General features: G+C 55.1%; 15 protein-coding genes. 8 read left to right on the top strand and 7 right to left on the bottom strand.

Annotated features, from left to right (window positions below; translation table 11 throughout):
* Positions 1-511 precede the first annotated feature (511 nt).
* The 4 genes from DVK00_RS19125 (at position 512) to DVK00_RS19110 (ending at position 3,540) form a co-directional block, all read left to right on the top strand.
* Positions 512-829 (top strand): hypothetical protein, encoded by a 318-nt coding sequence (locus tag DVK00_RS19125; RefSeq protein ID WP_121578322.1) that lies wholly within the window; start codon positions 512-514, stop codon positions 827-829.
* Complete coding sequence (locus tag DVK00_RS19120) at positions 826-1,476, top strand: hypothetical protein (protein WP_121578321.1); 651 nt, start codon at positions 826-828, stop codon at positions 1,474-1,476. Before DVK00_RS19125 ends, DVK00_RS19120 begins: the two co-directional genes overlap by 4 nt.
* Before the next feature lie 21 nt (positions 1,477-1,497).
* A complete protein-coding gene (locus DVK00_RS19115) occupies positions 1,498-2,688 on the top strand; it encodes a 26S protease regulatory subunit (RefSeq protein ID WP_121578320.1) in 1,191 nt (396 codons plus the stop codon).
* A gap of 93 nt (positions 2,689-2,781) precedes the next feature.
* Positions 2,782-3,540, top strand: a complete 759-nt coding sequence (locus DVK00_RS19110) for a hypothetical protein (protein ID WP_147435915.1) — start codon at positions 2,782-2,784, stop codon at positions 3,538-3,540.
* An 819-nt stretch (positions 3,541-4,359) separates the two neighbouring features.
* On the opposite strand, the gene DVK00_RS19105 is transcribed toward DVK00_RS19110, so the two are convergent.
* On the bottom strand, positions 4,360-4,776 hold the full coding sequence (locus DVK00_RS19105) for a hypothetical protein (protein ID WP_121578318.1): 417 nt from the start codon (positions 4,774-4,776) through the stop codon (positions 4,360-4,362).
* A gap of 312 nt (positions 4,777-5,088) precedes the next feature.
* Positions 5,089-5,436, bottom strand: coding sequence for a helix-hairpin-helix domain-containing protein (locus tag DVK00_RS19100; protein ID WP_158598831.1), 348 nt, complete (start codon positions 5,434-5,436; stop codon positions 5,089-5,091).
* A gap of 444 nt (positions 5,437-5,880) precedes the next feature.
* On the opposite strand from DVK00_RS19100, the gene DVK00_RS19095 reads away from it, so the two are divergent.
* Together DVK00_RS19095 and DVK00_RS19090 are read left to right on the top strand one after the other, a co-directional pair.
* Positions 5,881-6,351, top strand: a complete 471-nt coding sequence (locus tag DVK00_RS19095) for a hypothetical protein (protein ID WP_342764779.1) — start codon at positions 5,881-5,883, stop codon at positions 6,349-6,351.
* Positions 6,344-7,303, top strand: coding sequence for a metallophosphoesterase (locus tag DVK00_RS19090; protein WP_121578315.1), 960 nt, complete (start codon positions 6,344-6,346; stop codon positions 7,301-7,303). Before DVK00_RS19095 ends, DVK00_RS19090 begins: the two co-directional genes overlap by 8 nt.
* 111 nt (positions 7,304-7,414) lie before the next feature.
* Here DVK00_RS19090 and DVK00_RS19085 read toward each other — a convergent pair whose 3' ends face one another.
* Positions 7,415-8,188 (bottom strand): hypothetical protein, encoded by a 774-nt coding sequence (locus DVK00_RS19085; RefSeq protein WP_121578314.1) that lies wholly within the window; start codon positions 8,186-8,188, stop codon positions 7,415-7,417.
* 322 nt (positions 8,189-8,510) lie between these two features.
* Between DVK00_RS19085 and DVK00_RS21235 the strand changes: the two genes are divergently transcribed.
* Positions 8,511-9,512 carry a sugar phosphate isomerase/epimerase gene (locus DVK00_RS21235; protein WP_147435910.1) on the top strand — a complete coding sequence of 334 codons (1,002 nt, stop codon included), beginning with the start codon at positions 8,511-8,513 and terminating at the stop codon, positions 9,510-9,512.
* 629 nt (positions 9,513-10,141) lie between these two features.
* Here the strand turns inward: DVK00_RS21235 and DVK00_RS19075 are convergent.
* The 3 genes from DVK00_RS19075 to DVK00_RS19065 are packed head-to-tail and all read right to left on the bottom strand — an operon-like array spanning position 10,142 to position 11,905.
* Positions 10,142-10,813: a metallophosphoesterase gene (locus tag DVK00_RS19075; protein ID WP_121578312.1), complete on the bottom strand. Its 672-nt coding sequence runs from the start codon at positions 10,811-10,813 to the stop codon at positions 10,142-10,144.
* 42 nt (positions 10,814-10,855) lie between these two features.
* Entirely contained in the window at positions 10,856-11,281 is a 426-nt protein-coding gene (locus DVK00_RS19070; protein WP_121578311.1) for a dual specificity protein phosphatase, read from the bottom strand.
* A gap of 9 nt (positions 11,282-11,290) precedes the next feature.
* Positions 11,291-11,905: an SIMPL domain-containing protein gene (locus tag DVK00_RS19065; protein ID WP_121578310.1), complete on the bottom strand. Its 615-nt coding sequence runs from the start codon at positions 11,903-11,905 to the stop codon at positions 11,291-11,293.
* 115 nt (positions 11,906-12,020) lie between these two features.
* Between DVK00_RS19065 and xseA the strand changes: the two genes are divergently transcribed.
* Positions 12,021-13,073 carry an exodeoxyribonuclease VII large subunit gene (gene xseA, locus DVK00_RS19060; RefSeq protein WP_121578309.1) on the top strand — a complete coding sequence of 351 codons (1,053 nt, stop codon included), beginning with the start codon at positions 12,021-12,023 and terminating at the stop codon, positions 13,071-13,073.
* 64 nt (positions 13,074-13,137) lie between these two features.
* On the opposite strand, the gene DVK00_RS19055 is transcribed toward xseA, so the two are convergent.
* Positions 13,138-14,373 (bottom strand): RNA-guided endonuclease TnpB family protein, encoded by a 1,236-nt coding sequence (locus tag DVK00_RS19055; protein WP_121578308.1) that lies wholly within the window; start codon positions 14,371-14,373, stop codon positions 13,138-13,140.
* Between the last annotated feature and the right edge of the window lie 43 nt (positions 14,374-14,416).

The following is a 14,416-nucleotide window of genomic DNA, read 5'->3' as shown; positions in this document are numbered from 1 at the left end:
ATCTGTCAAGGATACCACGGTCTGCCACCTGACCAGCGATTCGACTCTTGTGACCTTAGGAGGATATCGGTAACTGTCTACGTGGGCAGGTTTCGAGCCTATGAGCCGCTGGAGGAGGACACTGCTTCGGCCGGCAGTACGCCATCCCCGAAGAGTGTGAATATGCGTGCGGAAAGGCCCACTTCCACACCTGTGAGAAACACGCTTTGTCTGCGTGACGGTAGCTCTCACCCTATCAAGATTGTTCATGTAATATGACTGAATGAGATACGGGTCATAAACCTGGGTAAGATTTGATGCGAGGTGCAACACTGCGAATCAGCAAAGTCTAGAAATCAGCTCTTGGCTTGAGGACGGCCAATCAGTAGTTGTCGATGAGTTTGCAAGGAAGAGGCACTCCCGCCTACTGGGACTGTAGGGCTGTACTTGAGGTCCTGCGACCTCCTGTGGGTGTGTCTAATCCATACTCCGACTGGCTCATCGACGTTAGAAGCACGCAAACCCAAAAACAATGCAACCACACATTCCGCTACTGATCGCGGTCTTACACGGCCTTGCAGGTGCTGCCCTCGTGGCTGGCATTTACACGGCCGTCGAGTATCGACTACAGAGTGGCGTCCTCTTCGCGGCTGCGTTTGCTGTTGGGGTGCTCGCTGTTGACTTCACGGTCGGTCCGATACTGTTCGATCTCACATACCCCGAACTGAAGGCGGCCATCTGGAGCGCCGTACTCGGAACCGTTGCTGGTGTAGCAATAGTCGTCACCCTGTACGAGCCCGAACTGGACAACTCGAGCAAGGATTTCGACATCAACGATATTGAACTATGAAACTGCGCGAACCAGTCAAACAATGGCTTTCCGCCGACGAACAGAGAGGCGCACTCAATAGCGGCTGGACCGTCGAAGAGATCGACGAGGATCTGGACCGCCGAGAGAAAGTATTGCGCCAGATCGAAGAGAAGGTCGATTCCTTCTCGGAGGAAAAAAAGCAATACCTCGAAAAAGCCCTGGACGCTGGCACGCGGAAAAAATCCCGGCTCTACGCGAAGGCCAAAGAAGCCGACATGTACCGGTCTTTCTGGTCCGAGCTGTGGGAGAACTTGATGATTCAGCAGTTCTTCCTCATCAAGCTCTCACTCGAAGCCAAGCGTCGTGATCTCATGGCGAACCCTGCTGAGGAACTCCCCATCGAGCTGGATATCGGTGACCTGAACGCCGATGCAATCCGGAATGCTCTCGAGAACAGTAATCTCGAGCAGGAAGGCGTTCAGGACGTCATCGACCAAGTCGACATGCACTTCGACCGGAGCGGTGACACCGACTTCAGCCTCGATCTTGACGAGATCAAGTCGGAAGCGGAGGAGATCGAGGCGGCCGAAATTGGCTCTGGGGAAGCAGAACTCGGCAGTGGTATGGAATCGGCGATCGACGAGCAAATCGATAAAGAGCTGCAGAAAATGCAGGAAGAAGCCTGAGCGGCTGGTAGGTGATTCTTCATGACTCTTAGCCCTGAAAGCTTGGACATCCTCGAGCAGCGAGTGGAGGATCTCACAGAGGATGCACGCAATCACGCTGGCGACGAGCCCAAGAAAGCTGCTGCCCTCTTCAGCAAGGCAGCAGATGTACATGAGCGACTTGCTGAGGCCAAGGACAGTCCTGTCGTCGTGCAGGCTCACGAGAATAAAGCGGAGTCGCTTCGGTCAAACGCTCAATCACAACTGAGAGATGCTGGTCTTAATCCATCCAATAGCATGCGAGATGAGTCGCGACCAGAAACTGACGTACAATCTGAGGTAGAATCTACCTTCGATGAAGTCGAAACCGATGACACACAAGCAGCTATCGAAGCAGCTGAGTTCTTCGAGAACCCACCGAGTACGGAGCTAGAGGACGTCGGGGGTCTCGACGCAGAAATCGGCCGGATACACGACGGGATTATCAAGCCCCATCTGTATCCTGAAGTGTTCAACGCGATCGGGGTCGATATGTCGAACGGGGTCTTGCTCTATGGCCCACCAGGGACCGGGAAAAGCCTCATCGCACGAGCTGCAGCCAATGAACTCGGCTATCCCTATGCGGGTGTGTCAGCAGCTGAATTGGGATCCGAATACGTCAATAAAGGCGCGCAGAACGTACAGCGGTTGTTCGCGGAGGCGAAGCAGATACAACCCTGTGTGGTGTTCGTCGACGAGTTAGATTCGCTGGCGCGAAGCCGGTCCGGTGGTCCTGAACAAACAGATGGGACTCGTCAGATGATCACGCAGTTGCTCCAAGAACTGGACGCGATCCAGGGGAGTGAGATCTGTGTGATCGGTGCGACGAACCTCGTCGAGGACATCGACGGGGCGATCCGGCGCTCGGGCCGGTTCGACCGCAAAATCCACATCGGCGCCCCCGACGCCGACGATCGCCGCGACATCTTCCAAATCCACCTCGAAGATAAACGTGTCAGTGGCGACCTCGACTGGAACGAGATTATCGAGTGGACTGAAGGGTTCTCGGGAGCCGATATCGCTAGCGTTGTTCGACAAGCCGGCCAAGCGGCAGCCAGTGAGTCCATCGATGAAGGGGTTGTTTCTCCCTCTGACGTTCCAGGAATAACCCACGAACACCTTATGGAACAAATCAAAGAGAAAGAACCCGGAGTCAAAGAGTGGGAGGAAGAACAGAATCATTCACTGAGTTGATACCTCAGACTCGGGATTCGAAAACATAGATAATTTTGTTGTCACACGTCAGTATTTCTTTATACGTCGGGTTTAATGCACGACATGAATCCCATGTCTGACGCGCCCACAGGAATCAGCCCCGATGAGGAGGATGTTGAGGATCTGCCCGATGAGATACTCGAACCAGTTGCCGAGGGGATTTCTCGGCTGACTCAGCGCCGTCGATCGCTTCGACCCACTATTGCGAATCTCCATGCAAGATGGCTTTCAGATGATCCAGTTCAGGAGGAACTCCAGGAACTGTTTAGAGATATCGACGAAGAAGGAGAGACTATTGTCGCCCTGCAAATACTGGACAATTTTGATGATCATGATGCGCTTCTCTCAGAGTGTCAATCGCGAGATTATCTATCTGAAGAGATTACTGATGAAGCGGAAGTATTCCTCGAAGAGATATCGTGGACCTTCGCTGCATCAAGTGCCATCGTCCAAGCCAGTAAAGGAGACTACTACTGGACGAACATCGTCACTGGACTTGCAGGGGAAAACGAAACTGGAGAGACATTGATTGGTCAACGAGCAAATCATGGCGTAGACGAAATATGGGATATCCAAGTCCCCCTCAACGCTATGTTAGGGCAAAACCTCCGTGAGATCCAAGAAATCATCATCCAATTACGAAATCTTCCACCAGCAGTTGAATTCAAGGAGGAAGAACTCCAGAATTTAGAAGAATTTGCTGATGCCCTATCAACTGTTGCCGAACAGACTGAAGACGCAATAGAGGATATCACACAAACACAGAGCGGAGCAGACGAATTCGATCCCGGCGATCTTGACGACTTCGATCCAGACGACTTACTGGAATAACGATATCAGACAATATTCGCGTGATTAAGATCGCTACGGAGCGAAGCAACTGGTCTCGAAAAGGCAAACCCACGCCCCCCACCGGATCATTGCCTGACAAGCAGAGCGCGGCCATGTGAGACAGAGAAAGGCTTCTCAGTTCGGGGTTCTCTCACAGTCGAGGTCCTGTATATTCATAGTACTTGACCTCTTTTGCACACCAGGAACAGCCACAACAGTAGTAGCCGCTTCGCCCCGTCAGATAATCGGGATGTGTGATCTCGATATTGCGCTCAAACCGTTTCGCAATCTCGTGGTAGCGATCACACTCCTGCCAGAACACTGCGGCAGTAGTCGACATAAGGAGTAGTATGTGCGAGAAATACTCGGATACTGTTCAAAACTCAATCTGACCCAGGTTATTTGCCTCTGTTGAATTCTTCACAGATGCAATGGTTGGTTTGTCGTTTCTGCCGATGGGAGGGTGAAACCTGATAGTGATAAGATGCAAATTGATAACATAGGCAGCGATGAAGGAGATAACGTGGTTATTGATGAAAAGTTTGAGCGTACTCCGGAAGGTATGGCTGTTCCCTGTCCAGTCTGACGTGAAGATCCAGAGATAACCTATACTCCTCATATCCTCCTGAGCGAGGGTCAATACTTCGAGTGCAGCACTTCATTTTCAGTGAGTGTAAGGTGGGACGTTGAATAAGAATCAAAGGTGTTTGAATACCTTGTTGAACGCCGGACAGCGTCGGTATTGGGTTGACAGCCTACAGCGTTACGGTTCAGCCGCAGCACTCACCGTCACCAATCTCCTTCCGAAGAGCGATTTGGTTAATCCCCACGGGCCATCTCTTCGTGCTTAATGAGGATAACCCACAAAGCTAGAGAAGCGTGATTAAGATCTGATTTGTCGTCGATATTTCTTTTTATGCTCTCAACCATGTCTCCATGCACTTGTTCCAGCGTATCTTTATCCACATCAAATTTCGTCGTTAGGTAGTGAACATACCGAGATACATTCCGGATATCGGTCTCAAAATCCTCACCGAGTTCCTTCGACGAATCCTCCCTTTCCGCCTGAAGAAACGAGGCAAGGGAAGTCTCAACCCCCTCTTGTCGCATTTCAAGAATGGTGCGCTCAGCATCCTGTAACTCCTCTTCAAGGAACTGAATACGATCATGGAGGAGGTCAATGTATTCGTCTACTTCCTCCCTGTCCAACTCGTCCGCGGATTCTATCGTGCTCATCCTGGTTCTTCATTATACTGTTACCACCTCTAGAGTAATTCTGAACACTATCTGATCCTGCTGTCGGAGTTCTTCCAGAACCTAACCCGATTTTATATTCGGACTCAGCTGCGTCATTAATCGATCGCGGTATTAGTAGGGTAGATATCATCAGGACGTGACCTGCTCACCCCATCAGATGCTTTTCATTCTCTGAGGATATGATGGAGGTAATGCGCCTCCTTGTCTCTGACAACCTTCAGCTGAAGCCGGGAGCAAACAATTATAATCTCGATGCGACGAAAAGGATTCCTCCAAAAGCCCTGTCCACTATCATCCGAAAAGATCGCCTAAGCCAGAGCTGTCTGATTCATCAGATTCGTTCGCGTCCGAGTCAGAAAGGTGACTGTCGATCCGGGCTGCTAATTTGGCGCCAATGCCGGCCACCTGTCGAAGTTCAGCCTCACTTGCGTTCTGGATGTCTTCAGGAGTGGTGAATCCGTGCTCACCCAGGTTTTCGAGTATGCCTGTTCCGATGCCTGGGACGGGCTTGAGTACCTCCTCAAGCGACGTGTGGTCGGTTCTATCGGTTTCACGCTCTCCATCAACTCGTCCAGGATCGTCTCGGGCGGAGTACTCTGCAATCTGTGCAGGCAAGTCGTCAGGAACGGCGACATTCATCTGACGACACTGGCGACAGAACTCACTGTTACATGCTTCACACAGCCACATCTTCCCCCGGCCCGCTCGCAATTTCACGTCGGTGGTTGAACGACCACATCGGAAGCAGTCCTTCGTTTGGGACTCCATACATGTGTCTGCGTAATCGGACATACTGGAATTCGTCTGATGTGTGTTCTAATTCCGTGTCGATCAATAAGTGAAGGTCTGTCCAAGTTTTAAAAACAAAACACTGCCTGCCGCCGGACTATGTCCAGACAACTAGCCAACAACTTGTCACAGACCCTCTCTATGCCCACCTCCACTTTTGTAAGTCACTTTTAGGTCACAACGTGATAGATACAAAATACAATAGATTATCTTGTCTCGGATCTTCATCTCGACCACGACAACATCATCGATTATTGTGACCGACCATTCAGTTCAGTCGAGGAGATGAATGAGATGCTGGTCGAGCACTGGAATGCCATTGTCGACCCAAATGACGAGGTGCTGTACGGTGGCGACTTGACTATTCGTCCGTCAGCTGCGGCCCTAATGGACTGGCTCGACGAACTCAACGGCGAGATCGTCATTCTGCTGGGCAACCACGACGGCACCGTACTAGAAGAACTGGACCGGGTCCAGTTCGTTAAAGAGTTTCAGTTTGAGCACCGCGGAGTTCCGTTCTATGCCATCCACGACCCGGCAGACGGCCCCTCGAACTGGAATGGGTGGCTGCTTCACGGCCACCACCACAACAACTGGCCGAACCAATTCCCTTTCGTCGACTACGATAGCCGACGTATCAATTTCTCGGTCGAGCTACTCGACTACCGCCCGTTAGCGATCGACAGGTTGGTCGACTATCTGGCCTGCGGCGAACGATTTCCCGATCGAACCACCGCTGAGAGCACCCTACAGACAAATGACTGAATCCGGCTCCAAATCCATCTGTCATGTCGAGGGCCCTACCGTTGACTTACTGGTCATCTCCGACTTACACCTCCGGGCAACAGGGGCGCAATATCCGGTTGCGGACCTCCCGGTTGAGTCACACGACATCGTCCTGTCTCTCGGTGACGTGATCGACGAGAACCGCGAGCATGCCAAGTCCGTGTCCGCCGGCGAGGCCTACGAAGAACGGGGTCGGGCATTCCTCGAGCGTCTCGATGAGCGGGGAGTTCCAGTACTCACAGTACCTGGGAACCACGACCCCGTCGACTGCACCCAGCGGCTGAGTGAGGGGCTCACGAACGTCCACTCACTTCACGGCGTTACTCGAAACGTGGTCGTCGGGGCAGAGTGGTCGCTCACCATCGCCGGATGGGGCTGTGAGCAGTTCGACTTCACGCCAGCCCTGCTATCTCCTGACTACCCAGACATCCCAGTCGAAGACGAGGCACGGACGCCAGATGCCGTCGCCAGCACTCTTCTCCGTGCGGCAGGGGAATACCTCGCCGGCGACCTGTCCGAAACGAACCTCGCACACAAACTTGGCACCGAGGCGACGAACCGCTCGTTCGAGACGTCGCTCACTCGACTGGATACCCGCTTCGAGACGCTCGTCGAATTGGTAGAGGAGGCCAACAACCCGACCGTGGTCGCAAGCCACATCTCCCCGTTCAATGTACCGTTCGACATCCGCGGACAGCACTCACACGACGGAGACTACCATTTCGGCTCCGTAGCGCTTCGGGTCGCACTGGCGGCGGCCGGTGTCGACGCCTGTCTCTCTGGACACACCCACCAACGCGGACTGACAGCGATCCCGACTACCAGGGGGCATTCGTACGTACATAATCCCGGTGACGCGGGGATCTCTAGCGTTTCTATCAGCCAGGATGGAACCCTCCGGGTGGAGCAAATCGACGTCGCGTGGCGATGATACGAAGTTCATCAAGTTGCAGGCGGGTCGGACAGACACCTTCTCTATAGTCACTACGACTACCTACGCTCAGCTATCACTGATAGGGAGATCTTGAGGGTGGGTCCGGGGTTAGCCAACGATAGGTAGCTCCGAGATTGTTTCCGCAATCGACTCACGGTCAGCGTCACCTGGTTCGAGCACGACCGCAATATCGTGTGTATTGCAGTACGATAACACCCACCGAAGCCCATCTGCTGGTCGCTGCGTTTCGGGAAGCCCATCTGAAGTCGGGTCATTGAGATGGATTGCTTGGATTTGCGAACCACCGACGATCGCGAGCGTGGCGAATACGGGACGCCACGGACTCTCCTCTGGAGGGGGTGCTACGTCGAGATCGGAATCATTCTTGCTCTGTTTCACATTGTCCCGTAGGAGCTGCTGGAAGGCCTCTGATAGCTGGTCGCGGAGCTGTTCATCAGCACGCTCCAGAACGGACTCAAACGCTCTGTTGTCAACGGTGAGCGCACGCCGTTCCATCGCGACATGTGCAGTATCGATTAGTATCGACACGTCATTGAGTCGAGGGACTTGCTTGGCGAGAAAAGCCAGCGCCGCGATATCCTCGGGCGTGTGGTAGCACGAGGCGTCGGGCGTGTTCTCGACGGCGAGTGGATAGCCACCGACCTCGGTGATCGTTGCAAGCCGTTCGACGTGTCCCCGGTAGTCGAATGTACGCGTAGTGTGGACGGTCAGCCACTCAGGTTCAACTCGGTCGCCGAACGCGCTATGAACGAAATCAGTTATGTCGCCGACGTTCCCCGGTGCTACGCTTAACCCTCGGGGCTGGCTCGTTCCAGGTGGAAGGTGGATACTGGTAATGGACTCGGGTGAAACACCCTCCATCTCACATTCATCTGAGAGCGTGTTACCCCGAGATAGAGATTCTGTATGCTTCCAATCCAATTTTGCTTCGATTCCGTCCGCAAGACTCGCAGCGTGACTAAAATGCTCAGGAGATGCCGAGAGCAATATGGGAACCGTCATAGCCGAACTATCGGGGCAGGCGACGTAATGGTTCGGTAGCCTCTCATCATTTTTTCGCATCCTCTATCTTGTTACGGGATTTCACCATAGCATTACGTGGGTCGATGGTAGACTTCAGTAATCCACAGACGATTGTAGCTGGGAAACCTACTTATCGGCACCACAACTCGATATTCTATTGATGGGGCGACCAATCCGTGTCTCTGTCCCGCGTCGCATTCTATCCAGCGAGAACCCCGTTCGTCAGGAGTACCTCAATACGATCGCCGATATGGATCTGAGTATTGAGCTTTTCACACCAAATCCACCGAGGGGACACGGACCACTCGGATCGTTCCTTAATGAAGAACTACACAACGAATCCGCTGTAGAGCGTGCATCGCAACGTGATCTCGACGTCGAATCGGTCCACTGCACCCCCTTGCTTAGTGGCTGTAGCTCGTCGGGAGCGAAGGCCTGCGCTGACAAGGTCCTCGATGCACAACTCGGATTCCAAGATCGGGATTCGACTCATAATGACGGCGGTGTGAGTCGTTACCCCTACTGTGACCCATCAGTATTTGTTTTCCATCCACCACGAACCTACGCGAGCGAGAACGCGGATCTACAGCGAAGACGAAAACAGCTTGTCGCGACGTTCGGAAACGCTCAATATCGACTTGAGAGCAACGAGAATCTTGACAGTGTTCCGGTCCTGACGATCGAGAACGTCTGTCCGCGAGGGCCCTTCGAATATCTCCTGACCGAAGAATCGGACATCGCGAACTTCGAGAAGGCAAGGGCTGATTTACAACGCGAGCAACCAGAAGACGTTGAGGTGCCGTCGGTACAGTTTACTATCGACCTCGGTCACGCACCGAACCCGCTCGCCATGCTGGATGCAGTTGGGTGCCCAGCACACGTCCACCTTCACGGGTCGCTGCCCATTACGGAAACTAATCGTCTCCAGAGCATCCGGGACAAGTACGGGATTGGCGATGATGTTCTGCGCGGTCTTGAGGAGCCACCCGGGGAGATACAACATCTCCCGCCACAGGACGGCCAACATGATCTGGGGAGAATGGTGGACACTCTAGATTCATCGGGCTATAATGGCCCCGTGGTCTTGGAACTCGCTCCACCCTTCCGGACATCCGAGACGCTGAGAAAAACTGTCGATGCTCTGCGTACTGCTGGGTGGTGAATCCTATACCCGAAGATTGCTCTGACAGCCGATTCCGCGTCAGTGATTATCTAATTCACCGGTTTCGCGTGACCGAAGCTATCGGCATTACCATCAGAGCCACTCGTCCTCACTGTGTCGTGATTTCGGGATGTATTCGTAGTATATAACACTGGTACGACAGCACCCGCAACACTCGGTGTCTCCGGGACAACCCGGATGGCGGCCCGACCAGCTGTCCGGGTGTACAACTGCGATATCTTGAGCGAAATTCTCCGCCAAGTCGTGATACCGGTCGCAGTCCCGCCAGAACCTTGAGGCGGCACTCAACGTGTGCTGGCGCTCCGTGTCGCCGTCAGAGTGAGACTTTCGTGCGGTCATGGTTGGGTGTCGATGACCAGAACAGACACCCAACGGCGCAAGTGCGCCGGCGACGCCCGCAAGATATCCAAGATGCGAGATCAGCCAGCTATCCGGAATCGGATTCCCTGACTGAGAGATGCATCCCTATCTCACGGGGCGGTGCTGTTCTGGTCTATGAAACCCCAAACCGGGACCAGGAAGACCCATACAGCGGTGTTCCGGGTAAACAGATATAAAACTGACGTGCAAAGCTGCGTAGATAGGCCAACTCGGCATCCGAAATAGCTTCACGAACCGTCGAGAAGTCGCGTCCCGGTTTTAGTGGGCAGCCCACACTCCTCAACACGGGAAATCACCCGGTTGATATCGTATTCCACCCGCCGGAGTTCGACTTCGTCAGCGGCAGTATCAAGAACCGCGTACGCAGCACGCTCATCGCCGTCTCGTGGCTGGCCGACACTCCCTGGATTCACGATGAGTCGGCCGTCGATCGTAGCTTTGTGCTGGATATGGGTGTGACCGAGTACGATCCCAACGTGATCGTCCAGATAGGGTCGCATCTTCGGGAACTGTGCGGGACGTACGTAGGACCCGAGCCGGTTTGGATCCGGATGGCTATGCACCAACCGATAGGCGTCGTCTGCGAACTCCGTTCGTTCTGGGAGCTCGGAAAGCCACTCTCGCTGCGCGTCACTCAGTTCCTGTTGGGCGAATTCGAGCCCTGCGTGGGCCATGTCATTGTGTTCGTAGCGATGTGGCGTCTCGACGTTGCGGTCGTGGTTGCCCTGTACGACGAGTGAACTGACAGTTCGAACCCGCTCGAGACACTCACGTGGCCAGGGATTGTATCCGACGATGTCGCCAGCGCAGATAATGTCGTCGACAGGTGGCATATCATCCAGGACGGCTTCAAGGGCTGGCAGGTTCGCGTGGATGTCGGAAATCAGACCGACTTGCATACAGTTTCCTTGAGGAGCCTAACTGAAATGCCGGTGGTTAGCTTACTCACGGTGCTGGGTGTGGACGCGTGCCGCCTGTCGGACTACTGCTTCGTGTGGGTCGACGGCGTTCCGGTGGTTCGAGACCTGCTCGAACGCTGCTTCCAATCTGATTTCATCGTAGAGTGCGAGCGCAGTCGCCGCTACCGCTGGACTACGTGAGGTTCCCGCCGAACAATGAACGAGAAGATTGTCCCCAGTCTTGAGACAAGACAGAACATGGGTGACAGCTCGATCGAATTTCTGCTGGTCGTTACGAGGTCCATCCTTCATAGGGACATTTTCGACCGCCAGATCAGAGGAAAACCCACCATCTGGCTCACCGTGTGTTAGTGAGACGATGTTCACGATGCTGTGTTCCTGTATCAGTGCCTTATCACCGGCATCCTTGAGCGTTCCAACGAACAACCCATCTGCAACCTTGTCCATCTCCTCAGATCACTCCTCACTGAGTTCATACACGGCTTCGATACCCTCAGAGACAGTAATTGGTGCTGGATGAAGATCCGTGTCGGGACTGGAATCCAGCGCCTCGTCGACAATACTTTCAAACCCAGTACTCACGTCTGTCGTCGCCGCTTCTTGTATCTCTGCCACAGCGAGACCCTCGGCAGCAGCCATTTGTTCAGCTTTCTCGCGAGCGCGTTCCATCGCCGAGTTAATGGCTTTGTCCTGAAGTTCTCGACGCTTGTTCTCATGGAGATGAAACCGTACGGTCTGTATCTGTCCGCCGGCGTTTGTTATATCGACCACAACCGATTCGGCGTTTTCTGGAAGACAATCGATGTGGAGTCGCTCGGTTGCTTGGAATGGAGCGTCAGTGACAGGATCAAACATCTCGTCCGTATCCTGAACCCGGAGGTCGACAGTTCTGATTTGGTCCGTCGAGATGTCAGTTATCGACTCCCGGATGGTGGATGCTCGATCTTTCGCCATAGCTCGGGCATCACTAGCGGACTCACCTTCACCAATTGCAAATGCCTCTACAGTCGCTAAATCTGGCACTGCCTCACATTGACCAACAGCGTCAACAGTAACTGTCCTAGATTTCATAACCGAACCAATCTTCTCAAACAGTATCAATTTTCGTCAGACATCCAAACAACACCCGCCTGGGGAATCCGTGAAGCATCTTTTTGGAACTGCCAATCAAAGGTTAGAAGCGTGTATGGCGGACGCACCGGATACTGAACGGCAGGCGGTCGAGCCTGAGGCAGGAGAAGTCCTCAGCGTGTCACAGCTGAACGACCGGATTGCGTCGGTCGTCGAGGACGCGTCTGCCCTCGATGGTGTCCGCTGTATTGGCGAGGTCACGGATCTCCATCAGAACAGTACGGCGCTCTACTTCACGCTCACCGACGGCGAGGCCGAGCTTCCCTGTATGATCTGGGCGAACCGTTACCGGGAGATGGACGCCGACCTCGAGGACGGGACCGAAGTCATCCTCGAGGGTGATATCGATTACTGGACTGAGGGCGGGAAAATCGACCTCAAGCCGTGGGAGGTGATCGTCGTCGGCGACGGCGACCAGGCGGCCGCCGTCGAGCGGCTGCGAAGCGAACTCGAAGAGCGTGGCTGGTTCGACGACGAGCAGAAACAACGTCCGCCGGCGTTCCCAGAGCGGGTCGGTGTCGTGACCTCCCTCCGGGGCGACGCTCGCTACGACATCCAGAGCGCGATCCACGAGCAGGACCCTACCGTCGACATCCTGGTGAAGGATGCGACCGTCCAGGGGTCGGAGGCACCGGCGTCCATCGCGAATGGGATTCACCATCTGGATCGGTCAGAGAACGTCGACGCGATCATCGTCGGCCGCGGTGGCGGGAGCGATTCGAACCTCCAGGCGTTCAATACCGAGCGCGTCGCGGAAGCGATCTTCACCGCGAACACGCCGATCGTGACTGCCATCGGCCATACTGACGACCGGCTGATCGCGGATCGGGTGGCGGATATGGCCGCGATCACGCCGACCGCCGCCGGCGAGTACATCGCGAAGTCCCGGAATGACTTCCTCGCCAGTGAGATTGAGCCGCTGGAGCAACAGCTGGAGGCCGCCTACGAGACCTTCGAGCAGGAGCACGAACACGAACAAGAACTGGCCGAGGCAGTCGAGGAGGCGACCGCTCCCGAGGGGCTTCCGCCGGTCTACTACAAGGCCGCGATTGCTGTCCTCCTCCTGCTGCTGTTGCTCATCACCGCTCTTTGGTTAGGAGTGATCTGAGGTGACATCCTCCCCGCCGTGACGGCGGGGCTTCCCCTCCAAGGGGAATCCGGGCTGGCAGGTTTCAGTCCGAGTAGGCCGCGAGGGTCATCTGTCCGGGGCTCGGACTCGTCTCGCGGTGGACTGTGGCGCTGTCACAGGCGCTCCCATCCCGAGGCGAGTCATCGCGTCCGGGTTCCCAACGGACGCTCTCTCCCCACGGGTTAGCGCGACTGGCGATATTCGCCGCCGCGTTGATATCTGCTTGGAACTCCGAGATGTGGCAGTCGTCATGTGGACACATGAACTCCGCTTGTTCGGTCCGCCGACCGAGCCGGCTGCAGGCGTGGCACGTCTGTGAGGTGTACGCCGCATTGACGAATTCGACGCGAATGCCTGCCTCGGTCGCCTTATCTTCGATTCGACCCTGCAGGCGGGCGAATGCCCAGTTGTGGAGGCGGCGGTTCATCCACGTGCCGTAGTCGAGATGCTCGCGGATGTACGACAAGTCTTCTAGGACGATAACCGGATTCTCGAACTGTCGGGCATAGTCGACGGCCTCCCGAGACACCTTCTCGATAATATCGGTGAGGGCGTTCTGGTAGTGGTCGAATCGCTCGTCAATCCGCCACTCGGCGGCGTCACGCTCTTGCAGTCGCTTGAGCGTCGTGTGCATCTCCTTGCGGAGGCGTCGCGCTCGACTGCCGCTGACGAGCATCGGTTTCCGTGGTGTGTCGCGTTTGAGGGCACAGCCCGTAATCAACGCGCTCTCGCCGATGTCGAAGCCGATGTACGTCGGGTCATCCGACTCAGGCGGTACTTCGACCGAGTATTCGACGGTGACATGCAACTCCCACGACGTTCGGTGGCGCTGTAACCGAAGTTCGCCCGCCGTCGCGTCGCCGTTCAGCAGGTCGAACCAGAGCGATTCCTGTTCGGGGTTGATCCGAAGCGGAATCCAGAAGTTCGTCCCACGTCCGGGCTGTGGAACCTGCCACACGAAGCCGTAGTCGCGGTTCTCCGAGTGGTCGAACGTGGCCGCCCGATTGACGAGCCGAACCGGATGCTCGTCGTCCAACTCCTCGGCATCGTACGTGTCGTGGAGTTGCGGGACGTAGGACTTGAGCGCGTCCTTGGCTTGATAGGGCAGGTCGTAGGGCGTCACGATGTCGTTGACGGCGGCCATCGTGTCAGCCCCGGCGTCGAATGCGTCGTGTAGTGCGTCACGGTAGGTGTCCAAGAGTCGCTGGAGGCGTTGCTCTTTGCCCGTAGTGGGCGTGGCGAGCGTGGCCTGAAGCGTCTTCGTCACCGTCTCGGACACAATATAACAAAAATGTTAGTCACAGTTAACACCATCGGACACA

This window comes from Haloarcula sp. Atlit-47R (genome assembly GCF_003665985.1).
Lineage (GTDB): Archaea > Halobacteriota > Halobacteria > Halobacteriales > Haloarculaceae > Haloarcula > Haloarcula taiwanensis.
The sequence above is the reverse complement of the archived record's forward strand: the minus strand, read 5'-3'. Positions and strand labels throughout refer to the sequence as shown.